General features: G+C 65.7%; 21 protein-coding genes. 16 read left to right on the plus strand and 5 right to left on the minus strand.

Going from position 1 to position 23,699, the window contains the following annotated elements; genetic code table 11:
- The first annotated feature begins 136 nt into the window (after positions 1-136).
- From mdh to lpdA, 6 genes are all read left to right on the plus strand, one after another.
- Positions 137-1,090 carry a malate dehydrogenase gene (gene mdh / locus IG122_RS15745; protein ID WP_193185369.1) on the plus strand — a complete coding sequence of 318 codons (954 nt, stop codon included), beginning with the start codon at positions 137-139 and terminating at the stop codon, positions 1,088-1,090.
- A 182-nt stretch (positions 1,091-1,272) separates the two neighbouring features.
- Positions 1,273-2,469 (plus strand): ADP-forming succinate--CoA ligase subunit beta, encoded by a 1,197-nt coding sequence (gene sucC / locus IG122_RS15750; RefSeq protein WP_193185373.1) that lies wholly within the window; start codon positions 1,273-1,275, stop codon positions 2,467-2,469.
- A complete protein-coding gene (gene sucD / locus IG122_RS15755) occupies positions 2,469-3,344 on the plus strand; it encodes a succinate--CoA ligase subunit alpha (protein WP_193185377.1) in 876 nt (291 codons plus the stop codon). The genes sucC and sucD overlap by 1 nt, the downstream gene beginning before the upstream one ends.
- Before the next feature lie 229 nt (positions 3,345-3,573).
- Entirely contained in the window at positions 3,574-6,492 is a 2,919-nt protein-coding gene (locus IG122_RS15760) for a 2-oxoglutarate dehydrogenase E1 component (protein WP_193185380.1), read from the plus strand.
- A gap of 90 nt (positions 6,493-6,582) precedes the next feature.
- On the plus strand, positions 6,583-7,863 hold the full coding sequence (gene odhB / locus IG122_RS15765) for a 2-oxoglutarate dehydrogenase complex dihydrolipoyllysine-residue succinyltransferase (RefSeq protein ID WP_193185383.1): 1,281 nt from the start codon (positions 6,583-6,585) through the stop codon (positions 7,861-7,863).
- 69 nt (positions 7,864-7,932) lie between these two features.
- Positions 7,933-9,339, plus strand: coding sequence for a dihydrolipoyl dehydrogenase (gene lpdA, locus IG122_RS15770; protein ID WP_193185387.1), 1,407 nt, complete (start codon positions 7,933-7,935; stop codon positions 9,337-9,339).
- A gap of 169 nt (positions 9,340-9,508) precedes the next feature.
- On the opposite strand, the gene IG122_RS15775 is transcribed toward lpdA, so the two are convergent.
- Positions 9,509-10,870, minus strand: coding sequence for an NAD(P)/FAD-dependent oxidoreductase (locus IG122_RS15775; protein ID WP_193185390.1), 1,362 nt, complete (start codon positions 10,868-10,870; stop codon positions 9,509-9,511).
- Positions 10,871-11,010: 140 nt separating this feature from the next.
- On the opposite strand from IG122_RS15775, the gene IG122_RS15780 reads away from it, so the two are divergent.
- The 3 genes from IG122_RS15780 to IG122_RS15790 are packed head-to-tail and all read left to right on the plus strand — an operon-like array spanning position 11,011 to position 12,408.
- Positions 11,011-11,514 (plus strand): hypothetical protein, encoded by a 504-nt coding sequence (locus IG122_RS15780; protein WP_193185394.1) that lies wholly within the window; start codon positions 11,011-11,013, stop codon positions 11,512-11,514.
- A 23-nt stretch (positions 11,515-11,537) separates the two neighbouring features.
- Entirely contained in the window at positions 11,538-12,053 is a 516-nt protein-coding gene (locus IG122_RS15785; protein ID WP_193185397.1) for a hypothetical protein, read from the plus strand.
- A 10-nt stretch (positions 12,054-12,063) separates the two neighbouring features.
- Positions 12,064-12,408, plus strand: a complete 345-nt coding sequence (locus IG122_RS15790) for a hypothetical protein (protein WP_193185400.1) — start codon at positions 12,064-12,066, stop codon at positions 12,406-12,408.
- 44 nt (positions 12,409-12,452) lie between these two features.
- Here IG122_RS15790 and IG122_RS15795 read toward each other — a convergent pair whose 3' ends face one another.
- The 4 genes from IG122_RS15795 to IG122_RS15810 form a co-directional block, all read right to left on the minus strand.
- Entirely contained in the window at positions 12,453-13,400 is a 948-nt protein-coding gene (locus IG122_RS15795; protein ID WP_193185403.1) for a tyrosine recombinase XerC, read from the minus strand.
- On the minus strand, positions 13,379-14,125 hold the full coding sequence (locus IG122_RS15800) for a DUF484 family protein (RefSeq protein ID WP_193185408.1): 747 nt from the start codon (positions 14,123-14,125) through the stop codon (positions 13,379-13,381). The genes IG122_RS15795 and IG122_RS15800 overlap by 22 nt, the downstream gene beginning before the upstream one ends.
- Positions 14,126-14,141: 16 nt before the next feature.
- A complete protein-coding gene (fsa, locus tag IG122_RS15805) occupies positions 14,142-14,795 on the minus strand; it encodes a fructose-6-phosphate aldolase (protein ID WP_193185413.1) in 654 nt (217 codons plus the stop codon).
- A gap of 159 nt (positions 14,796-14,954) precedes the next feature.
- Positions 14,955-15,248 carry a YciI family protein gene (locus IG122_RS15810; RefSeq protein ID WP_193185417.1) on the minus strand — a complete coding sequence of 98 codons (294 nt, stop codon included), beginning with the start codon at positions 15,246-15,248 and terminating at the stop codon, positions 14,955-14,957.
- Between the two features lie 92 nt (positions 15,249-15,340).
- Here IG122_RS15810 and IG122_RS15815 point away from each other — a divergent pair, with 92 nt between their 5' ends.
- The 7 genes from IG122_RS15815 to IG122_RS15845 all read left to right on the plus strand — a co-directional run bounded on the left by IG122_RS15815 (position 15,341) and on the right by IG122_RS15845 (position 23,656).
- Positions 15,341-16,204 carry a LysR family transcriptional regulator gene (locus tag IG122_RS15815; protein WP_193185421.1) on the plus strand — a complete coding sequence of 288 codons (864 nt, stop codon included), beginning with the start codon at positions 15,341-15,343 and terminating at the stop codon, positions 16,202-16,204.
- A 72-nt stretch (positions 16,205-16,276) separates the two neighbouring features.
- On the plus strand, positions 16,277-18,502 hold the full coding sequence (locus tag IG122_RS15820; RefSeq protein ID WP_193185424.1) for a primosomal protein N': 2,226 nt from the start codon (positions 16,277-16,279) through the stop codon (positions 18,500-18,502).
- Positions 18,503-18,713: 211 nt separating this feature from the next.
- Positions 18,714-19,265, plus strand: coding sequence for a F0F1 ATP synthase subunit delta (locus IG122_RS15825; RefSeq protein ID WP_193185428.1), 552 nt, complete (start codon positions 18,714-18,716; stop codon positions 19,263-19,265).
- On the plus strand, positions 19,265-20,800 hold the full coding sequence (gene atpA, locus IG122_RS15830; protein ID WP_193185432.1) for a F0F1 ATP synthase subunit alpha: 1,536 nt from the start codon (positions 19,265-19,267) through the stop codon (positions 20,798-20,800). Before IG122_RS15825 ends, atpA begins: the two co-directional genes overlap by 1 nt.
- Before the next feature lie 32 nt (positions 20,801-20,832).
- Positions 20,833-21,717, plus strand: a complete 885-nt coding sequence (locus IG122_RS15835; protein ID WP_193185436.1) for a F0F1 ATP synthase subunit gamma — start codon at positions 20,833-20,835, stop codon at positions 21,715-21,717.
- Between the two features lie 77 nt (positions 21,718-21,794).
- On the plus strand, positions 21,795-23,219 hold the full coding sequence (atpD, locus tag IG122_RS15840) for a F0F1 ATP synthase subunit beta (protein WP_193185440.1): 1,425 nt from the start codon (positions 21,795-21,797) through the stop codon (positions 23,217-23,219).
- A gap of 32 nt (positions 23,220-23,251) precedes the next feature.
- Positions 23,252-23,656 (plus strand): F0F1 ATP synthase subunit epsilon, encoded by a 405-nt coding sequence (locus IG122_RS15845; protein ID WP_193185443.1) that lies wholly within the window; start codon positions 23,252-23,254, stop codon positions 23,654-23,656.
- Positions 23,657-23,699 lie beyond the last annotated feature (43 nt).

A 23,699-nucleotide genomic window follows, 5' to 3' on the forward strand; every position in this document is an offset into this window, starting at 1 on the left:
CGGCACGGCCCGGCTCGGGCCTTGCGGGGGGTCGGGAAACGCGCTACACCGCGCCTCGGTTTTCCGCCGTCCAGGAGGAGGCCGAAGCCTTGACGGCGCGGCGGATCTGTCCCGAACCAGAGGAGTGGGGAACAAGATGGCTCGCAACAAGATCGCGCTTGTCGGCGCAGGGAATATCGGCGGCACGCTGGCGCTGCTCGCCGGTCTCAAGGAACTCGGCGACGTAGTGCTTTTCGATATCGTGGAGGGCATCCCCCAGGGTAAGGCGCTGGATATCGCCGAAGCCTCTCCGGTCGAAGGCTTCGACAGCCGCATGCTTGGCGCCAACGACTACGGCGCGCTCAAGGGCTCCGATGTCGTCATCGTCACCGCCGGCATCCCGCGCAAGCCGGGCATGAGCCGCGACGACCTGATCGAAACCAACACCAAGGTCATGAAGGCCGTCGCCGACGGCATCAAGGCGAACTGCCCCGATGCCTTCGTGATCTGCATCACCAACCCGCTCGACGTGATGGTCGGCATCCTGCAGAAGCTGAGCGGCCTGCCGGCCAACAAGGTCGTCGGCATGGCCGGCGTGCTCGACAGCGCCCGTTTCCGCTACTTCCTCGCCGAGGAATTCAAGGTCTCCGTCGAGGACGTCACCGCCTTTGTGCTCGGCGGCCACGGCGACACCATGGTTCCGCTGACCCGCTACTCCACCGTTGCCGGCATCCCGGTTCCGGATCTGGTGAAGATGGGCTGGACCACGCAGGAAAAGGTCGACCAGATCGTGCAGCGCACCCGTGACGGCGGTGCAGAGATCGTCGGTCTGCTGAAGACCGGTTCCGCGTTCTACGCTCCGGCTTCCTCGGCGATCCAGATGGCCGACTCCTATCTCAAGGACAAGAAGCGGGTTCTGCCTTGCGCCGCCCAGTGCTCGGGCGAGTACGGCCTCGATGGTCTCTATGTTGGCGTGCCCTGCGTGATCGGCGCGAACGGCGTCGAGCGGATCGTCGAGATCGAGATGAATGCCGACGAGAAAGCCATGTTCGACCATTCGGTCAACGCGGTGAAGAGCCTGAACGAGGTTGCGGCGAAGCTCGGGATCTAAAACGTGAATGGTGGTATGTGGTATACCACCATTTGTGATCCTGCGGTTCGGTGCTAGAGTGAAATACTGCGGCACCGGGCCGCTTCCCGCATGTGGGGGATAGGGCCGGCCGTTTCGGCCGGTCGCAGCAACGGGTTCGGCGCCTCCCGCGCCAAAGCCGGGGCAAGCGAAATGGGAGAGCCATGAACATCCACGAGTATCAGGCCAAGCAGCTCTTGGCCAAGTTCGGTGTGGCGGTGCCGCGGGGCGGCGTTGCCTACACCCCGGAGGAGGCCGAGAAGGTCGCCAACGATCTCGGCGGTCCGGTCTGGGTCGTGAAATCTCAGATTCATGCGGGCGGCCGCGGTGCCGGACGCTTCAAGGGCAACGAACAGGGCGCCGGCGGCGTCCGCGTGGTCAAGTCGGTGGCGGACGTGAAGTCCAACGCCGGCGAGATGATCGGCGCCACGCTGGTCACCAAGCAGACCGGGCCGGCCGGCAAGGAAGTCAGCCGCGTCTATATCGAGGAAGGCTGCGACATCAAGCGCGAGCTTTACCTCAGCCTGCTGGTCGACCGCGACACCAGCCGCGTCACCGTGATGGCCTCGACCGAGGGCGGCATGGAGATCGAGGAAGTCGCCGAGGCGACCCCGGAAAAGATCGTCACCATCGCCATCGACCCGGTCACCGGCATGCAGGGCTTCCACGCCCGCCGCATCGCCTTCGCGCTCGGTCTCGAGGGCGATCAGATCAAGTCGGCGGTGAAGTTCCTCATGGCCATGTACAAGGCCTTCACCGATCTCGACGCCGCCATGGTCGAAGTGAACCCGCTCGTGGTCACCGGCTCCGGCGACGTCATCGCGCTCGATGCCAAGATGGGCTTCGACGACAACGCGCTGTTCCGCCACAAGGACGTGGCCGAGCTGCGCGACGAGACCGAAGAGGATCCGGCCGAGCTCGAGGCCGGCAAGTACGAGCTGAACTACGTCAAGCTCGACGGCTCCATCGGCTGCATGGTCAACGGCGCGGGTCTCGCGATGGCGACCATGGACATCATCAAGCTCTACGGCTCCGAGCCGGCGAACTTCCTCGATGTCGGCGGCTCGGCGACGAAGGAGCGGGTCACCGCCGCCTTCAAGATCATCCTCTCCGATCCGAACGTCGAAGGCATCCTGGTCAACATCTTCGGCGGCATCATGCGCTGCGACGTGATCGCCGAAGGCGTCGTCGCCGCGGCCAAGGAAGTCAGCCTGCACGTGCCGCTCGTTGTGCGCCTCGAAGGCACCAACGTCGATCTCGGCAAGCAGATCCTGGCCGATTCCGGCCTGCCGATCGTCTCGGCGGACAATCTCGCGGATGCGGCCGAGAAAATCGTCAAAGCGGTGAAGGAGGCAGCCTGATGGCCGTTCTGGTCAACGAGAATACCAAAGTGATCTGCCAGGGCTTCACCGGAAGCCAGGGCACGTTCCACTCCGAGCAGGCGATCGCCTACGGCACCAAGATGGTCGGCGGCGTCACGCCCGGTAAGGGCGGTCAGACCCATCTCGGGCTGCCGGTCTTCAACACCGTGCACGAAGCCCGCGAGCGGACCGGCTGCGACGCCTCCGTGATCTACGTTCCGCCGCCGTTCGCCGCGGACTCGATCCTGGAAGCGATCGATGCGGAAATCCCGCTGGTGGTCTGCATCACCGAAGGTATCCCGGTGCTCGACATGGTGAAGGTCAAACGTGCCCTCAGCGGCTCCAAGACCCGCCTGATCGGCCCGAACTGCCCCGGCGTGATCACTCCGGACGCTTGCAAGATCGGCATCATGCCGGGTCACATCCACCGCCGCGGCAAGGTTGGCATCGTGTCGCGCTCCGGCACGCTGACTTACGAAGCGGTGGCGCAGACCACGGCGGCCGGCCTCGGCCAGTCGACCTGCATCGGCATCGGCGGCGACCCGGTGAACGGCACCAACTTCATCGACGCGCTGGACCTTTTCCTCGGCGATCCGGAGACCGAAGCGATCATCATGATCGGTGAAATCGGCGGTTCCGCGGAAGAGGATGCGGCCGAATTCCTGAAGCAAAACAAGGTGAAGAAGCCGATGTGCGGCTTCATCGCCGGCGTCACCGCCCCTCCGGGCCGTCGCATGGGCCATGCCGGTGCGATCATCTCCGGCGGCAAGGGCGACGCCAACTCCAAGATGGAAGCCATGCGCTCCGCGGGAATCCTCGTGGCGGACAGCCCGGCCTCCCTTGGCACCACCATGGTGAAGGCCATCAAGGGCTGATTCCAGGGTTCCGGGCGGTGGAAATGCGTTGCCGCCCGGACTCACCCTTGCGATTTTTTGCCATCTGCCATGCAGAACGGCTTCAAGTTCGTAAATTCTTAAGTAGTATAAGAACATGCTTACCGGTGCGGCGGACTGTCGCAACGGTAATTGAGGCCCTGCGCGAGGGGCGCGCGGAGCCGGATCAGGCAGAACCGAACAGCCACTTTGAAAAGGGGCAGGTTCCAATATGGCTACGGCAGTGAGCGATCAATCCTTTCTCTCGGGTGCGAACGCACCCTTCATCGGCGAGCTCTACGAGCGTTATCTCCAAGATCCATCCCAGGTAGACGAAAGCTGGCGCGATTATTTCGCGACGCTGCACGACGAGGTCGGGTACGTCAAAGGCGACGTGCACGGGCCGAGCTGGGCAGACCGCGGCAACCGGGTCATCGGCGGAACCGGCGAGTCGGCGGACGGCTCCGGCCCCGTCGGCGAGGCGAAGCCGGGCAAGGCCGCGGCACCTGCTGACGGCGCCGATGTCCGTCAGGCCACCATGGACTCGCTCCGGGCGATCATGCTGATCCGGGCCTACCGCATCCGCGGCCATCTGAAGGCGAAGCTCGACCCGCTGGGTCTCGAGCCGCCGAATCCGCATCCGGAGCTCGATCCCGCCGAATACGGCTTTACCGATGACGATTGGGACCGCCCGATCTTCATCAATCACGTGCTCGGTCTCGAAACCGCGACCCTGCGCCAGATCATGGATCTTCTGGAGCGCACCTATTGCGGCTCCATCGGCGTCGAGTTCATGCATATGCAGGACCCGGCCCAGAAGCTCTGGATCCAGGAACGCATCGAGCAGATCCGCAACCGCACCGAGTTTACCGAGCGCGGCAAGCACACGATCCTCGAGCGGCTGACGGCGGCGGAGACCTTCGAACAGTTCCTCGGCCGCAAATATGTCGGCACCAAGCGCTTCGGCCTCGACGGCGGCGAGAGTCTGATCCCGGCGATGGAACAGATCCTGAAAAGGGGCAGCCAGATCGGTCTCGAGGAAGTCGTGATCGGCATGCCGCACCGCGGCCGCCTGAACGTGCTCTGCAATTTCATGAGCAAGCCGTTCCGCGCCATCATCTCCGAGTTCCTCGGCAACCCGGCCAACCCGGAAGATGCCGGCGGCTCCGGCGACGTGAAGTACCACATGGGCGTCTCGGCGGACCGCGAGTTCGACGACAAGCAGGTCCACCTCACGCTGAACGCGAACCCGTCCCACCTCGAGATCGTCAACCCGGTGGTGATCGGCCGCGTCCGCGCCAAGCAGGCCCAGCGCAACGACAAGGAGCGCCGCAAGGTGCTCGGCATCCTGCTGCACGGCGATGCCGCCTTCGCGGGCCAGGGCGTGGTCGCGGAGACCTTCGCTTTCTCCGACCTGCGCGGCTACAAGACCGGCGGGACGATGCATATCATCGTCAACAACCAGATCGGCTTCACCACGGCTCCGGCCTTCTCGCGCTCCTCGCCCTATCCGACGGATGTCGCGAAGATGGTCGCCGCGCCGATCTTCCACGTGAACGGCGACGATCCGGAAGCGGTCGTCCATGTCGCCCGCATCGCCACCGAGTTCCGCCAGGAATTCGGCGTCGACGTGGTCATCGACATCTTCTGCTACCGCCGTTTCGGCCACAACGAGGGGGATGAGCCGATGTTCACCCAGCCCCTCATGTATTCGAAGATCGCGACCCAGAAGACGACCCGTCAGATCTATGCCGAGCAGCTCGAGCGCGAAGGGGTGATCAAGGCGGGCGAGGCCGACAAGATGGTCGAGGACGCGAACAGCTATCTCGATGCCGAATTCGAGGCTGGCCTGAACTACAAGCCGAACAAGGCCGACTGGCTGGAAGGCAAGTGGTCCGGCTTCACCAAGGCGCATGGCGATGCCCGGCGCGGCGAGACCGCGGTCGCCAAGGACACGCTGCGCGAGGTCGGCATGAAGCTGACCGAGGTGCCGGACGGCGTCAATGTGAACCGGAAGCTGCAGCGCGTGATCGACCAGCGCCGCAAGGCGATCGAGACCGGCGAGGGCATCGACTGGTCGAACGCCGAGAGCCTCGCCTTCGGCACCCTGCTGGTGCAGGGCGACGGGGTCCGGCTCAGCGGCCAGGATTCGGGCCGCGGCACCTTCTCTCAGCGCCACTCGGTTTGGATCGACCAGAAGAGTGAAGAGCGCTACATCCCGCTCAACCACCTGGCCGAAGACCAGCAGACCTACGAGGTCATCGACAGCCCGCTCTCCGAAGCCTCGGTGCTCGGCTTCGAATACGGCTTCAGCCAGGCGGAACCGAATACGCTGACGCTCTGGGAAGCGCAGTTCGGCGATTTCGCCAACGGCGCCCAGGTTGTGGTCGACCAGTTCATCAGCTCCGGCGAGCACAAATGGCTGCGCATGTCCGGTCTGGTGATGCTGCTGCCGCACGGCTACGAGGGCCAGGGTCCGGAGCATTCCTCCGCCCGTCTCGAGCGCTATCTGCAGCTCTGTGGCGAGGACAACATGCAGGTGGTGAACGTCACCACGCCGGGGAACTATTTCCATGTGCTGCGCCGTCAGCAGCGCCGGGATTTCCGCAAGCCGCTGATCGTGATGTCGCCGAAGTCCCTGCTGCGTCACAAGCTCTGCGTCTCGACGCTCGACGAGATGGCGGAAGGCACGACCTTCCACCGCGTCATGTATGACAACGAGGTGCTGTGCAAGGACAAGGACGTCAAGCGCGTCGTGATCTGCTCCGGCAAGGTCTATTACGATCTTTACGAGGAGCGCGCGCGGCGTGGCCAGACCGACGTCTTCTTCCTGCGCCTGGAACAGCTCTATCCGTTCCCGCGCGCGGCGCTGATGCAGGAGCTGGCGCGGTTCCCGCAGGCCGAAGTGGTCTGGTGCCAGGAAGAGCCCTGGAACATGGGCGCCTGGTCCTTCGTCGACCGGCGGATCGAGAGCGTACTGATCGAGCTCGACGGTGCCTGCAAACGCCCGCTCTATGCGGGTCGTGCGGAAGCCGCCTCGCCTGCGACCGGCAACCATGGCCGCCATGTGCGCGAGCAGGAGGCACTGGTCTCCGAGGCGCTCGCGGTCGGCGAGGAAATGAGCAAGGGCAGCCGCTTCGCGGCGGAATAATCCGAACCAAGTCATTGCCGCCGGCCCATCCCCGGCGGCAAATCACATGATGCGCCGGTCATGGCGCCTTTAAAGAGAATGGACGGAGATATGGCGACGGAAATCAAGGTACCGGTTCTTGGGGAATCGGTGTCCGAGGCAACGGTAGCGCGGTGGATGAAGGCCGTCGGGGACGCGGTCGCGGCCGATGAGCCGGTGGTCGAACTCGAGACCGACAAGGTGACCCTCGAGGTTCCCGCGCCGGTCGCCGGCACGCTGCAGGAAATCGTCGCCGCCGAGAACGCGACCGTCGGCGTCGATGCGCTGCTCGGCGTGATCGCCGAAGGGGCCGCTCCGGCGAAGAAGGAAGAGTCCGCGAAGCCGGCCGAAGCCAAGGCCGAGGCCGCTCCGGCGCCCGCCAAGGAAGCGCCGAAGCCCGCGCCGGCTCCGGCCGCTGCGCCCGCCGCCGTTGCCGGCACGCACGAGGTCAAGACCCTGTCTCCAGCCGTGCGCAAGCTCATCGAGGACAACAATCTCGATCCCGCGAAGATCAAGCCGACCGGCAAGGACGGACGTCTGGTGAAAGGCGACGTGCTGGCCGCGATCGAGGCCGGAACCGCGAAGGCGACCGCGTCGGCTCCCGCCGGTGCCGCGCCGGCCGCCGCCGGACCGCTGCCGCCGCGCGCCGAGGATCCGCGCGAGGAGCGGGTGCGGATGACGCGCCTGCGCCAGTCCATCGCCCGCCGCCTGAAGGACGCGCAGAATACAGCCGCCATGCTCACCACCTTCAACGAGGTGGACATGACCGAGGTCATGGCGCTGCGCAATCTCTACAAGGACGGCTTCGAGAAGAAGCACGGCGTGAAGCTTGGCTTCATGTCCTTCTTCGTGAAGGCCTGTATCGCCGCGCTGCAGGAGCTGCCGGCGGTCAATGCCGAGATCTACGGCGACGAGCTGATCTACAAGAACTACTACGATATCGGTGTCGCGGTCGGCACGCCGCAGGGTCTGGTCGTTCCGGTCCTGCGCGATGCGGACAAGCTGAACTTCGCCGGCGTGGAGAAGGGCATCGGCGATCTCGGCCGCAAGGCGCGGGACGGCAAGCTCACCATGCAGGACATGACGGGCGGCACCTTCACCATCACCAACGGCGGCGTCTACGGCTCGCTGATGTCGACCCCGATCCTGAATCCTCCGCAGTCCGGCATCCTCGGCATGCACAAGATCCAGGAGCGGCCGATGGTCGTGAACGGCAAGGTCGAGATCCGGCCGATGATGTATCTGGCGCTGAGCTACGATCACCGCATCATCGACGGCCGCGAGGCGGTGACCTTCCTGGTCCGCGTCAAGGACGCGCTGGAAGATCCGCGCCGCCTGCTGATCGACATGTAATCGCGGCGCGCGCGGGCCCGGCCCGCGCGCGGCCTCTTCTCGAACGAGCTGACAAGAAAGCAATTCATCATGGCTGACAGCTACGATCTCGTCGTTATCGGTGCGGGCCCCGGCGGCTATGTGGCCGCGATCCGCGCCGCGCAACTGGGCATGAAAGTGGCGTGCGTCGAGAAGCGCGCGACCCTCGGGGGCACCTGCCTCAATGTCGGCTGCATTCCGTCCAAGGCGCTGCTCTCCTCCTCGGAGAAATTCGCCGAGGCACAGGATCACCTGAAGGAGATCGGCGTCGATGTCGGTTCCGTGAAGCTGAACCTGAAGCAGATGATGGCGAACAAGGCGAGCGTGGTCGAAGGGCTGACCGGCGGCGTCGCGTTCCTGTTCAAGAAGAACAAGATCGACTGGAAGACCGGCACCGCGGTGGTGAAGTCCGCGACCGAGGTCGAGGTCACCCCGGATAAGGGCAAGAAGGAAGTGCTCAAGACCGAGCGCGTCCTGATCGCCACCGGTTCCGAGCCGACCCCGCTGCCGGGCCTCGAGATCGACGAGAAGAAGATCGTCACCTCCACCGGCGCGCTCGAGATCGCCAAGGTTCCGGGTCACATGGTCGTCATCGGCGGCGGCGTGATCGGCCTCGAGATGGCCTCGGTCTGGTCCCGTCTTGGCGCCAGGGTCACGGTGGTCGAGTTCCTCGACCGGATCGTCCCGGGCATGGACGGCGAGGTCGCCAAGAAATTCCAGCGCGTGCTGCAGAAGCAGGGCATCGAGTTCAAGCTCGGCACCAAGGTGACCGCGTCCAAGAAGACCAAGACCGGCGTCAGCCTGACCGCCGAGCCCGCCAAGGGCGGCGATAAGGAGACCATCGAGGCAGACGTCGTGCTGGTCGCCATCGGCCGCCGCCCCTTCACCGCGGGCCTCGGCCTCGACAAGGTCGGCGTGAAGATGGACGGACGCGGCTTCATCGATGTCGATGCCGACTTCGAGACCAATGTCGAGGGTATCTTCGCCATCGGCGACGTGATCAAGGGTCCGATGCTGGCGCACAAGGCCGAGGAAGACGGCGTGGCCGCGGTCGAGACCATGGCGGGCCAGTCCGGTCACGTGGACTACAACCTCGTTCCGGGCATCGTCTACACCTGGCCGGAAGTGGCGAGCATCGGCAAGACCGAGGAGCAGCTGAAGGAAGCGGGCGTCGAATACAATGCGGGGTCCTTCCCCTTCTCCGCCAACGCCCGCGCCAAGTCCGTCGGCATGACCGAGGGCTTCGTGAAGGTCCTCGCCGACAAGAAGACCGACGCGGTGCTCGGCGCCCACATCATGGGCCCGGAAGCCGGCAACCTGATTCATGAGATCGCCGCGGTCATGGCCTTCGGCGGCTCGGCCGAGGATATCGGCCGGATCTGCCACGGCCACCCGACCCTGTCCGAAGCGGTCAAGGAAGCCGGTCTCGCGGTCGGCAAGGCCGCGATCCATATCTGATCGGAAGTTTCGAGATCGAAACAGAAGCCGCGGCCCTCGGGCCGCGGTTTTTGTTTGCCCATTCACTCACAAATGGTCGTCATCCCCATGCCAATGGGGACCCAGGGAAGGCGGGCCCGGTTCTACGATCCCTGGGTTCCCGCGTGCGCGGGAATGACGACGGTAAAGATCAGGAACCCCTCAGATCCTTCGCATCCTGGCGCCGGCTGAAGGGCAGCCAGAGCGAGAAGGCGAGCGGTGCGAGGCTTGGCAGCGCCACCGGGTCGGGGTCGGTGATCGGCAGAGGCAGTTCCTCGTTCGAGCCGCCGTCTAGCCAGAGCGCGAGCTTGCGGCCGAGCGCCGTGGTCATGGCGATGCCGCGGCCGTTGCAGGCGATGGCCGAGAAGGCGCCGTCGCCGAGCCGCATCAGCCGGGGCATGTAGTCTCGCGCGGCGGCGAGTCGGCCCTGCCAGGCGAAGTCTGCCCGGAGGTCCGGCAATTGCGGCAGCAATGCCTGCAGCCGCCCGAGATGGTGCGTGCGCCCGCGCTCGACCGAGCCGAACGGATTGGCGAGCAGGCCGCCGGTGACGATCCGGTTGTCGTCGGTCCAGCGGTAGGCGATCAGGTCCTTGCGGGTATCCGCCGAGCAGCGGTCGTTCGGCAATACGCTCTTGCGCAGCTCCGGATCGAGCTGCTGGGTCGCGACCTGGAAGAGGGTGATCGGGAACTGCGTGCCTTCCGCCTTCGGCGCGAGCCCGCCGCCGGTGCTGTTGGTGGTCAGCAGCACCCGGTCCGCGACGAGTGTGCCGTGATCGGTCGAGAGACGCCACTCGGCGCCCTGCTTCTCGATCCAGGTCGCCCGGCTGTCGATATGGAGCGTGACGCCGGCCCGGACCGCCGCATGGGCGAGGCCGCGGACGAAGGCGAGCGGGTTCAGGTGCCCGCCGGTCGGATCGAGGAAGGCGCCGTGATAGGCCTCGGAGCCGGTCTCCGCGATCGCCTCCTCGCGGCTGAGCAGGCGGACCGGTCGGCCGAGGTCCTGCCACTGCTGCACCCGGTCCTTCAGCCACTCCACCTTGTTCGCGGCATGGATCGGCTGCATCCAGCCGGTCTGCTTGCCCCAGCACTCGATGCCGTGGCGCCGGATCAGGTCGAAGACCAGCTCGCCGCCCTCGCCGAGCATGCGGACCAGAAGCTCGCCCTTCTCGGCGCCGAACTTGTCTTTGGCATAGCGCGGGTCGAGCCCGGTCAGCAGGTTGGGGACGACGAAACCGGTATTGCGGCCCGAGGCCCCGAACCCGGCTTCGTCCGCTTCCAGCAGCGTCACCTTGTGACCCGCCTCGGCGAGATGGAGGGCGGTCGAGAGCCCGAGGAAGCCGCCGCCGACGACGGCGATCTCCGTGCGCGCCTCGCCCTCGAGGCGCCTGGCCTCCGGTCCCGCCGGGGCGACGGAATGCCAGAAGGAATTCTGGAAACTGAGCGAGGGATGCGGCGCGCCCGCGAGATCTTCCCAGATGGTCGGCTTGTAGCCTTTATGCGCGATTTCCGGCATCGGCTCTTCCCTCGTCGGACGGGTTCATTATTGTGTCGGCCGACCTTGCGCCGTCAGAGACGAAGACCGCCGGTGAGACATGTCGTTGGGAGCATGTCCGAGCGGCCGGACGCGCGCAAGAGAAGTGAGAAAGGTCGAGAATGCGGGTCATCTGTCTGACGCTGTTCCTCGGTGCGCTGGTTGCGCCCGGCGTGCTGGCGCAGGACGTTTCCGACGGCGAGCTGGCCTCCGAAATGCGTTTCCAGGGCGGGCAGAGCGTTTTCCATTACGACTGGCAGCGTCTGACCGGAGACCTCACCTGCGACGGTGCGGCCGACAAGGTGGCCGGATATGTCGATCTGGACAATCCGGAGGGTCTCAGTTTCTTCTTCACGGTGGTCACGCGGCAAGACGGCAAGCTTGTCTCCGATGCGACGGTCACCTTCTTCGACGAGCGGCACGATCGCGGTCTCTGCGGCGAGGGAAAGCCGCCGCCGGTCCTGAGTCTCGAGCGGCTGACACCGGAGGAGGCACGGGAGCTGACCGGGAAAGAGGATGCGTGTCCAGTCGTGGTCAGGATCGACGACGGGCTGTGCGCCGCGCACCGCTATTTCTGGAGTGCGGAACCGGATCGGGACGACCGTCTCATGCCGGTGAAGAACTGAGGGTCGGGCAGGGACGAAAAGCGATGACCGGACGGATGCGGATATTCCTTGTTGCGGCGCTCGCCGCCGTGTTCGCCCCGGATTCTGTCCGGGCGCAGGACGTTACCGATGCCGAGCTCAAGGGCGAGATGCGCTTTCACGGCGGAGAGCACGCCGCTGCCCACGACTGGCAGGTGCTGACCGGGGACGTGACCTGCGACGGCGATGCCGACAAGGTCGCGGGATATGTCAGTCACGACAATCCGGACGGCCGGAGATTCCTTCTTGTCGTCGCCGCACGGGAGGAAGGGCAGCTGGTCTCCGAATCCGTCGTCGTCCCTTTCGACAGCGCGAACCAGGCCGGTCTCTGCGGTACTGGCACGCCTCCGCCGAAGATGTCGCTTGAGCAGTTCACCGACGAGGAGGCGCGCGAGATGCTGGGGATCGAGGGCGCCTGTCCGCTGGCCATCATCGTCGAGGACGGGATGTGCGACCTGCATCATTTTTTCTGGGTGCCGGAATGGGAAGAGGAACGGAAGCTGATCTTCTTTCGGAACTGAGGAGATTCACGTGAGAGCGCCGCGCTTGATGATCGCAGGTGTCACCCGACAGAACCGGCACGGGATCATTGCATCCGTCGGCAGGCTCGTGACCGGCGCCGGCGGCTGGATCGTCGATCATGCCCTGTTCTCCAACGTCGCTGCGACGATTCGGGCGGAGATCCCGAGGCCGGGTCTGACGGGGTTCGGTGCCGGCTTGCTCGAGCTGGGGGTCGCCCTCGACCGTGAGAGTGCGGAGTCTCTGAGCGCCGCCGCCGGGCGACCAGATGACGATGATCTTGTCGTGTCGCTCAGCCTGACTTTCCTGCATGACGAGCCGGATCTGAAACATCCGGTTCCCGCTGTCCCGGGTTGAGAGGCTCCCGTCACTCGGCGTCCGCCTGAGCGTTTCCGGGCACCTTAGCGGTCGCGCGGATGGGCGCGTCGATGCACATCCATCAGGCGTTCCGCGTCGACGCTGGTATAGCGTTGGGTCGTTGCGAGCGAGGCATGGCCGAGCAGCTCCTGGATCGCCCGGAGATCGCCGCCGCCCGCGAGCAGATGCGTGGCGAAGGAATGGCGGAGCGCATGTGGCGTCGCGCTTTCCGGCAGGGCGAGCCAGCCGCGCGCCTGCCGCATCGTGCGCTGGGCGATCCCCGCCTGAAGGCGCTTGCCGCGCGCGCCGAGGAAGAGCGGGTCTTCCGGCCCGCCGCGATAGGGGCAACGGGCGAGATAATCCTCGATGGCGGAGCGGACTGCGGGCAGGATCGGCACGATGCGCTGCTTGTTGCCTTTGCCGGTGACGGCGAGCGTGTCGCCTTTCGGCATGTCGCCGCGGTTGAGCGCAAGCGCCTCGCCGATGCGCAGACCGGCGCCGTAGAGCAGGGAGACCAGCGCCACGTCGCGGGCCGCGATCCAGGGTTCGGACGCGAGCTCGCCGACCGCCTCCAGCGTTTCCGCCGCTTCCGTGACCGTCAGTGCTTTCGGGACCGAGGCGGGGATGCGCGGGCCGCGAATCGCGAAGATCGCGGCGTTCGCGAGCACGTTCCGGCGCTCGAGAAAGCGGAAGAAACCGCGCACGACGGAGAGCGCGCGGGCGGTCGAGGTCTTGGCGTAGCCGCCGGAGGCCCGGCGCGCCAGCCAGGCGCGGAAGTCGGCCGGTTTCAGCGCCGCGAGATCGGCGATCTCCGGCGCCTGCCCGAGATGGTCCTGCAGAAAGTAGAGGAAGCTTTCGAGGTCCCGTTCATAGGCGTCGCTGGTGTGGGCGGAGGCACGCTTCTCGCTCGCCAGCCAGAGTCTCCAGGCCCCGATCGCGCCCGGCAGATTTCTGGGGCGGTCGGGGGCCGCTAGCCCGGCAGGTTCAGCCATTGCCGGATGGTCAGTTCCGTGGTGCGGGCGAGGAAGCTCAGAAGTTCGGTCGCCTGCCCGTGGTGATAGGCCTCGCTGTCCCGGGTCCCGAAGGCCATCAGGCCCATCGGCGAATGCGGGCTGACCTGGATGCGGGCGAGCGCCATGGAGGACACCAGCCCCGCGGCCGCGCCGAAGATCTCCTCGTCGCCGTCCACGTTGGCGGCCAGCATCACGTCCTTGCCGGCGCCGAGTTTGCGGTCGATCGTCCCTGCCGGGATCGAGCGCACGCCCGAGGCATAGGCCTTCGGGATCGGCACGTCGCCGGCCTCGATGCAGATCGTCACCACGTCGATGCCGAGCATCACCGGCAGGTCGATGGTCACGGTCTGGATCAGATTGTCGAACGAGGTGGCGGCGACGATGCGCAGCACCGCCGCGTGGATCCGGTTCTGCGTCGTCTGGTTGCCGCGCGCCGTCGCGATCAGACCGGCATGCGAATCCTTCAGGCGCTGGTTTTCCGAGCGCAGGCGCTCCAGCATGAAATGCTGCATGTCGACCACCGCCTCGCCGCTGGTCCGGCTGGGCGGGGTCAGGATATCCATCAGCTCCGGATGGGCGACCAGAAAGTCCGGATGGGCCGACAGGTAGTCCGCGACCTGTTCGGCCGTGAGCGTCGGGGCAGGACGGTTCGCCGCCTCCTTCACGCTCTTGCCCGGCTCCGCCGCGGATCCCTTGCCTGTCATGGCCCGTCCTTCCTGCTCAGAGGATGCTCTGACCGGTCTTCGCCCAGTCCTTCATGAAGGCGTCGAGGCCCTTGTCGGTGAGCGGGTGATTGTAGAGGCTGCGCAACACGCCCGGCGGCACGGTGGCGACGTCCGCGCCCAGTTTCGCCGCATCGATCACATGCTGCGGGCCGCGCACGGAGGCGACCAGGATCTCGGTGTCGAAATCGTAGTTTGCGTAGATGTCGGCGATATCCGCGATCAGATCCATACCCGGAACGCCGATGTCGTCGAGCCGGCCGACGAAGGGCGAGATGAAGGCGGCGCCGGCCTTGGCGGCGAGCAGGGCCTGGCCGGCCGAGAAGCAGAGCGTGACATTCACCGGAATGCCTTCGTCGGCGAGCGCCTTGCAGGTCTTCAGGCCGTCCACCGTGAGCGGCACCTTCACGGCGATATTGTCGGCGAGCTTGGCGAGGAAGAGGCCTTCCTTCAGCATCGTCGCATGGTCCGTCGCGGTCACTTCTGCGCTGACCGGACCGTCGACGATCCCGCAGATCTCCTTGATCACTTCGAGGATCGGGCGGCCCGATTTCGCGATCAGCGACGGGTTGGTGGTGACCCCGTCCACGAGACCGGTCGCGGCCAGATCCTTGATCTCCGCGACGTCGGCGGTGTCGATGAAGAATTTCATGTCGTCCTGTATCCTCGGCAGGTGGTGAATCCGGGCCCCGTATGACCGAATCGACCCGGCGAGTCTAGCGCATACAAGGGTGCTGTGCCAGAGACGCCGGGCCCTTGCCGGAGCTTTTCACATTGCCGAAAGAAACGGACAGTGACGGCGGACCGCCGATCAGATCAGGCGCCGCCCTCCGGCGAAGACCTGCTTCCAGGCCAGCACCTGGACGGATTTGCGAAGTCCGGTCGGCCAGAATGGGTCGGCGTGAACGAGTGTCTCCACGGCCTCCGCGTCGGGCGCCTCGACGATCCAGAGACCGCCCGCGCTCTCGCCATAGGACGGCAACGGCCCGGCCGCATCGATCCGTGCTTTGTTGGCGTCAAGAAACGCGAGATGGGCGGGCATGTGGGTCTTGCGGATATCCGGGTCGGCGGCGGGATCGTCTTCGAACAGAACGGCGAATTTCATGGTTGGCTCCTCTGTCTGGTTCTCTGCCGGGCAATCCTCACTCTGCATTCATGAGAATTGAACAAGGGAGTTCGAAGATTTAATCTGCGAAAATGCAGAATATGAACTGGTACGACCTGCAGGTTCTGGCGGCGGTGCAGCGCGGCGGGTCGGTCGCGGCTGCAGCCCGCCTGCTCGGCATCGACCAGACGACGGTGTCGCGCCGCATCGCGCAGCTTCAGGAGGCGGCGGGAATCGATCTTGTGATCCGGGGTTCGCAGCGACGCCTGGCCCTTACGCCGCTCGGAGAAGAGATCGCCGAGCGGGCGCTGGCAATGGAGCGGGAGGCGGACGCGGCGGCATCCCTGCTCGGGGATCGGCGGAAGGCGGTGGCGGGAACCGTCAGGCTGACCGCGGTGCCGATGCTGGTGAACCACCTGCTCGCGCCGGCCTCCGGGGCGCTGTTCTCTGCCCATCCGGAGCTGACGCTTGAGCTGGTACCCGAGAATCGGGATCTCAGCCTGACCCGCCGCGAGGCCGACCTCGCGCTCCGTCTGGCGAGGCCCGAAACCGGTGGCAGCGACGTGAAGGCGCGGCGAATCGGAACCCTGTTTTATCGGGCCTACGAGACTCAGTCCGGTACCGGCGGCGTCGCGTGGATTCTCTACGAGGCCGCCATGGCGCATCTGCCCCATGCCCGCTGGCTTGCCCGGCGGGCCCGGCGCGTGGGGGAATCGGTGTCGGGGCTTCGGGTCGGCGATGCGGAGAGCGCGCTCGAAGCGGTCGCCGCCGGGATCGGACGCTCGATTCTCCCCACCATGATCGCCGATGGCGATTCCCGGTTGCAGGTGTTCGACCCGGTCGATGCGGAGCCGTTTGCGGAGCGGGAAGTCTGGCTCCTGTCCCATGCGCAGCAGCCGAACGCCGCGGCGATCGGCGCCGTCTCATCCTGGCTCGAGGGTCTCTTCGCCCCCTGATCCGGCCGCGGTTCCGCCCGTCTGTGCGCTGCGCCGTTGCGGAGCACGGGCGCCGCCGCCACACTCCGCTCCATGTCCGACCTCTTCCAAGATGAGCTCCGCCGCATCCAGGTGCTGATCCCGCTGCCGCTCGCGGGGCCTTACGACTATCTCGCCGAGGCGGAGTCCGACCTGACGCTCGGCAGCATCGTCGAGGTGCCGCTCGGCAATCGGCGGACCGTCGGCGTGGTCTGGAACATGGAGGTTCCGGAGGTACCGGAGAGCGACCAGGTCGCGCGGGAGCGGCTGAAACCGGTATTCCGCCGCCTGCCCGTGCCGTCGCTGCCGGAGCCGGTGATCCGGCTGGTCGACTGGGTCGCCTCCTACACGCTCTCCGCACAGGGTGCGGTGCTGCGCATGGCGATCAGCGTGCCCGACGCGTTCGAGCCGGCGAAACCGGTGACGGCATACACGGCACTGCCGGGCGGCCCCGGGGCTGTCGAAGCGCTCGGTCTCAAACTGACGTCCGCCCGCCGACGGGTTCTCGCGCTGCTGGAGGACGGCCCGCCGCGGACGGCGAAGGAGATCGCGGAGGAGACCGGCGTCGGCACCTCGGTGGTGAAAGGGCTCGCCGAAGGTGGAGGGCTCATCTCGGTGGCCCTGCCCGCCGATGCGCCCTTCCCTGATCCGGATCCCGAACGGCACCGGGAAACGCCGCTCTCGGAAGAGCAGGGCGAAGTCGCTGAAACGCTGACCGAAGCGGTGAGGGCGGAACGCTTCTCCGCCCTGCTGCTCGACGGCGAGACCGGCGCGGGCAAGACCGAGGTCTATTTCGAAGCAGTGGCGGAGGCGCTCCGGCGCGGCAAGCAGGTGCTGGTGCTGCTCCCTGAAATCGCGCTCTCCTCGGAATGGCTGAACCGTTTCGAGGCACGCTTCGGGGTGCGCCCGGCGGAATGGCACTCGGATCTGAAGCCGCGCCGCCGCCGCCATACCTGGCGCGCGGTCGCGGAAGGCAAGGTCCGTGTGCTGGTCGGGGCCCGGTCCGCCCTTTTCCTGCCCTTTCCCGATCTCGGCCTGATCGTCGTCGATGAAGAGCATGAATCCGCCTACAAGCAGGAGGAGGGCGTGGTCTATCACGGCCGCGACATGGCGGTGGTGCGGGCCAGCCTGACGCCCTGCCCGGTGGTGCTGGTCTCCGCGACCCCGGCACTGGAGAGCTTGCGCAACGCCGAGCAGGGCCGTTACGTCCATCTGCGCCTGACCGCGCGGCACGGCGCCGCCACGCTTCCGAAGGTCGAGCTGGTCGATCTCCGCCGCCACCAGCCGGAGCGCGGGCGCTGGCTCTCAAAGCCGCTGGTCGACGCCATGAAAGCCGCGCTTGAAGCCGGCGAGCAGTCGCTGATCTTCCTGAACCGCCGGGGCTATGCGCCGCTGACCCTCTGCCGGGCCTGCGGGCATCGGCTGGAATGCCCGAGCTGTTCCGCCTGGCTGGTCGAGCACAGGCTGCTCGGCCGGCTGCAGTGCCATCATTGCGGCTACAGCGCGCGGCTGCCGAAAGCCTGCCCGTCCTGCGCGGCGGAGGACAGTTTCGTCGCCAGCGGCCCTGGTGTGGAGCGGATGGCCGAGGAGGTGGCCGCGCTCTTTCCCGAGGCCCGCTTCCAGATCGTCTCCAGCGATACGCTCAATGGCCCGGCGGCGGCGGCGGAATTCGTGCGCAGCGTCAACGAGGGTGAGGTCGACATCATTCTCGGCACCCAGATCGTGGCCAAGGGCTACCATTTTCCGAAGCTGACTTTGGTCGGCGTCGTCGATGCCGATCTCGGCCTTGCCGGCGGCGATCTCCGCGCGGCGGAACGGACCTACCAGCTGCTTCACCAGGTCGCAGGCCGGGCCGGGCGGGCGGAGCACCCGGGCCGCGTGCTGTTGCAGACCCATCAGCCGGAGAACCCGGTGCTGAAGGCACTGGCCGAGTGGGACCGGGACGGTTTCCTTGCCGAGGAGGCATCGGCGCGGGAACGGCAGGGCATGCCGCCCTTCGGCCGCCTTGCCGGCCTGATCGTGAGCGCCGCCGATCCGAACCAGGCCGACATGGTGGCCAGCCGGATCGGCCGTGCGGCGCCGAATCTGGAGGGCGTTTCCGTTCTCGGACCGGCTCCGGCGCCGCTCGCCTTGCTGCGCGGACGGCACCGGCGGCGGCTGCTGGTGAAGACCCGGCGCGAGATCAACATCCAGGCAGTTCTGAGAGACTGGCTCGCGCGTGTGGAGATTCCCTCCGCGGTTCGTGTCACGGTCGATATCGACCCCTACAGTTTCCTCTGAGTTCCGGGGTAATCCGCCCCGGAGGATGCACCATGCGGGAAGCGGGCAGGGACCGCTTGCACGGGGTGAACCACTATGCTAGAGAACCGCCGCGCTCGGCGGAAACTGCCGTCGACGAGGGTAATTTTTGGTCAATATTCGCCTGGAACCGATCTGGCCCGATCCGGATCCGGTAACCCGGTGAAATCTCAGGAAGAAGAGGCGTTCTCTGGTGGCTTCCGAAACGACAGGCTTGGCCGGAAGATATGCGTCCGCCCTCTATGAGCTGGCGGACGGCGAGAAAGCTCTGGACGCCGTTGCGGACGATCTTCGGTCGCTGCGGCAGGCCCTGATTGAAAGCCCCGAGCTTCTGCGTCTGGTCCGCTCGCCGGTGCTTTCCCGGGACGAGCAGACGCGCGGCATCACGGCCGTTCTCGAAAAGATGGGCGCCCAGGCGCTGACCCAGAAATTCATCGGGACCGTCGCGGGCAACCGGCGCCTTTTCGCGCTGGACGCGATGATCACCGCATTCCTTGCCGAGCTCGCCGCACGCCGCGGCGAGGTCACGGCCGATGTGACCTCCGCCGTCGAGCTGAGCAAAGAGCAGCTCGCCGACGTGACCGACGCCATCAAGAAGGCGGTCGGTCAGAAGGTCGCCGTCAATCTCTCCGTCGATCCGGCTTTGATCGGCGGACTTATCGTGCGCGTCGGTTCGCGCATGATCGACAACTCAATCCGTTCCAAGCTGCAGCGTCTGCAACTTGCTATGAAAGGTGTTGGCTGATGGATATCCGCGCCGCTGAGATTTCTTCGATCCTGAAGGAACAGATCGCGAATTTCGGAACCGAAGCAGAGGTGGCCGAAGTCGGTCAGGTTCTCTCCGTCGGTGACGGTATCGCCCGTGTCTATGGCCTCGACAAGGTCCAGGCCGGCGAAATGGTCGAGTTCCCGGGCGGCGTCCAGGGTATGGCGCTGAACCTCGAAGACGACAATGTCGGTGTCGTTATCTTCGGTGAAGACCGCGGCATCAAGGAAGGCGACACCGTCAAGCGGACCGGCGCCATTGTCGACGTTCCGGTCGGCAAGAGCCTGCTCGGCCGCGTGGTCGACGGTCTCGGCAACCCGATCGACGGCAAGGGCCCGCTGAAGGACGTCGAGCGCAAGCGCGTCGAGGTCAAGGCGCCGGGCATCATGCCGCGTAAGTCGGTGCACGAGCCGATGCAGACCGGCCTCAAGGCCATCGACAGCCTGATCCCGGTCGGTCGTGGCCAGCGCGAGCTGATCATCGGTGACCGCCAGACCGGCAAGACCGCGATCGCCATCGACACCTTCATCAACCAGAAGTCCGTGAACGAAGCGGCCGGCGACGACGACAGCAAGAAGCTGTTCTGCATCTATGTCGCGATCGGCCAGAAGCGTTCCACCGTCGCCCAGATCGTGAAGACCCTGGAGGACTACGGCGCGATGGAATATTCCATCGTCGTGGCCGCCACCGCTTCCGAGCCGGCGCCGATGCAGTATCTCGCGCCGTATACCGGCTGCACCATGGGCGAGTACTTCCGCGACAATGGCATGCACTCGGTCATCGTCTATGACGATCTGTCCAAGCAGGCCGTCGCCTATCGCCAGATGTCCCTGCTGCTGCGCCGCCCGCCGGGGCGCGAAGCCTTCCCGGGCGACGTCTTCTACCTGCACTCCCGCCTTCTGGAGCGCGCGGCGAAGCTGAACGACGACCAGGGCGCCGGTTCCATGACCGCCCTCCCGGTCATCGAAACCCAGGCCGGTGACGTCTCGGCCTACATTCCGACCAACGTGATCTCGATCACCGACGGCCAGATCTTCCTCGAGACCGAACTGTTCTACCAGGGCATCCGCCCGGCGGTGAACGTCGGCCTCTCGGTCAGCCGCGTCGGTTCCGCCGCCCAGATCAAGGCGATGAAGCAGGTTGCCGGTACCATCAAGCTCGAGCTTGCCCAGTATCGTGAAATGGCGGCCTTCGCGCAGTTCGCGTCGGACCTCGACCCGATCACGCAGAAGCTGCTGGCCCGCGGTTCCCGCCTGACCGAGCTGCTGAAGCAGCCGCAATACTCGCCGCTCGCGGTCGAGGAGCAGGTGGCGATCATCTTCGCCGGTGTGCGCGGTTATCTCGACCAGCTGCCGCTGGGCGACGTGACCCGCTTCGAGCAGGCCTATCTTTCCGAGATCCGTGCCAAGGGCAAAGATATCCTGGAGACGATCCGGAACGAGAAGGCGCTCTCCTCGGAGACCGAAGAAAAGCTGAAGGCGTTCCTCGACGGCTTCGCCAAGACCTTCGCGTAAGGATCCGACGCTAGTCGAGCCGGGGAGCAAAGATGCCCAGCCTCAAGGACCTGAAAATCAGGATCAACAGCGTCAAGTCGACGCGGAAGATCACATCGGCCATGAAAATGGTCGCGGCCGCCAAATTGCGCCGCGCCCAGGAGCAGGCCGAGGCCTCTCGGCCCTATGCCGAGCGGATGAACCGCATGATCGCGTCGCTGGCCGGTGCCGCGACGCAGGCCGGCGGCCCGAAGCTGCTGGCCGGTACCGGGAAGGACGACGTGCATCTGCTCGTCGTCTTCACCGCGGACCGCGGTCTTTGCGGCGGCTTCAACAGCTCGATCATCCGGGCGGCCCGCCGCCGGATCCGTGCCCTGCGCACGGGCGGCAAGACGGTGAAGATCTATTGCGTCGGCAAGCGTGGCCGTGACGCCCTGAAGCGCGAATTCGGCGAGATGATCGTCAATTCGGTTCAGGACGTGACCCGCAAGGGCGTCGCCTTCTCCAGCGCCGACGAGATCGCAGCCGGTATCCTCAAGATGTTCGAGGATGGCGACTTCGACGTCTGTTCCGTGCTGTTCAACCGCTTCCAGTCGGCGATGACCCAGATCGTCACCGAACAGCAGATCATTCCGGCGAGCATGCCGGAAGCCGGCGAAGGCCCGGCCGGATCGGAGAGCGGTGCGCTCTACGAATACGAGCCGGACGAGGAAGCGATCCTCGCGGCCCTGCTGCCGCGCAACGTCGCGACCCAGATCTTCACGGCGCTGCTGGAAAGCAATGCCAGCGAGCATGGTGCCCGGATGACCGCGATGGACAACGCCACGCGGAACGCCGGCGACATGATCGACAAGCTGACGCTGAACTACAACCGGGCGCGCCAGGCGGCCATTACGAAAGAGCTTATCGAGATCATCTCCGGTGCCGAGGCCGTCTAGGCCGCGCCGGAAGAAGAACTCGGTCCAAGGAATTAACGAGGATCCGGATATCCCGGATAGAGGTTTGGAGCTGACTTATGGCTAAGAATGCGACAGGCAAAGTCACACAGGTTATCGGCGCTGTTGTCGACGTTCAGTTCGACGGTGAGATCCCGGCGATCCTGAACGCCCTGCACACGAAAAACGGCGACAACCTGCTGGTTCTGGAGGTCGCTCAGCACCTCGGCGAGAACACGGTGCGGACCATTGCCATGGACGGTACCGAAGGTCTGGTGCGCGGCCAGCCGGTCGAGGACACCGGGTCCCCGATCATGGTTCCGGTCGGACCGGAAACCCTCGGCCGCATCATGAACGTCATCGGCGATCCGGTCGACGAAGGCGCGCCGGTGAAGACCAAGGCGAAATTCCCGATCCACCGTTCGGCCCCGACCTTCGAGGAGCAGTCCACCGAAGCCGAGATCCTGGTCACCGGCATCAAGGTCGTCGACCTGCTCGCGCCGTACGCCAAGGGCGGTAAGATTGGCCTGTTCGGCGGCGCCGGCGTCGGCAAGACCGTTCTCATCATGGAACTGATCAACAACGTCGCGAAGGCGCACGGCGGTTACTCCGTGTTCGCGGGCGTCGGTGAACGGACCCGTGAAGGTAACGACCTCTACCACGAAATGGTCGAATCCGGCGTTATCGTGCCGGGCGGCGAAGGCTCCAAGGCCGCGCTGGTCTACGGCCAGATGAACGAACCGCCGGGTGCCCGTGCCCGCGTCGCGCTGACCGGTCTGACCCAGGCCGAATATTTCCGCGACGAGGAAGGCCAGGACGTGCTGTTCTTCGTGGACAACATCTTCCGCTTCACGCAGGCCGGCTCCGAAGTGTCCGCGCTTCTCGGCCGTATCCCGTCAGCGGTGGGCTATCAGCCGACCCTCGCGACCGACATGGGAACCCTGCAGGAACGCATCACCACCACCAAGAAGGGCTCGATCACCTCGGTGCAGGCCATTTACGTGCCGGCCGACGACTTGACCGACCCGGCGCCTGCCACGTCCTTCTCGCACCTTGACGCGACCACGGTTCTCAGCCGTTCGATCGCCGAGCTCGGTATCTATCCGGCGGTCGATCCGCTCGACTCCACCTCGCGCATGCTCGACCCGCGGGTCATCGGCGACGAGCACTATTCGGTTGCCCGTTCGGTGCAGGAAGTGCTGCAGACCTACAAGTCCCTGCAGGACATCATCGCCATTCTCGGCATGGACGAACTCTCGGAAGAAGACCGCCTGACCGTGGCCCGCGCCCGGAAGATCCAGCGCTTCCTCTCCCAGCCGTTCCACGTCGCCGAGGTCTTCACCGGTTCCCCGGGCAAGCTGGTTTCCCTCGAAGACACCATCAAAGGCTTCAAGGGCATCGTTGCCGGCGAGTACGACGATCTTCCGGAAGCGGCCTTCTACATGGTCGGCACCATCGAGGAAGCCGTCGAGAAGGCCAAGAAGATGGCGGCGGAAGCGGCCTGATCGCGTCCGTCTAACGGAGTGGAGCCATAACGATGGCCGAGACGACACAGTTCGAACTGGTATCGCCGGAGAAGCTTCTCTACTCGGAAGAGACCGAAATGGTCGTTGTTCCGGGTGCGGAAGGTAACTTCGGTGTGCTGCCGCGCCACGCGCCGATGATCTCGACGCTGCGGCCCGGCGTGATCGACGTCTATCAGAAGGGCTCGGTTGCCGAGCGCATCTTCGTCGCCGGCGGCTTCGCCGAAGTCACCGAGACCCGCTGCACCGTGCTCGCCGAAGAGGCCCTGCCGCTGGCGGATGTCGATGTGGCGAAGGTCGACAAGGATCTCGCCGATCTGCGTGACGATCTGAAGGACGCGAAAGCGGACCTCGAGCGTGAGCGGATCGAGTCCCGCATCACCGTTCTGGAAGCCATGCGCGCGGCTGCCAGCCACTGACGGCGACGCATTTACGAATATTGAGGGACGGTCGGCATTTGCC

Source organism: Nisaea sediminum, assembly GCF_014904705.1.
Lineage (GTDB): Bacteria > Pseudomonadota > Alphaproteobacteria > Thalassobaculales > Thalassobaculaceae > Nisaea > Nisaea sediminum.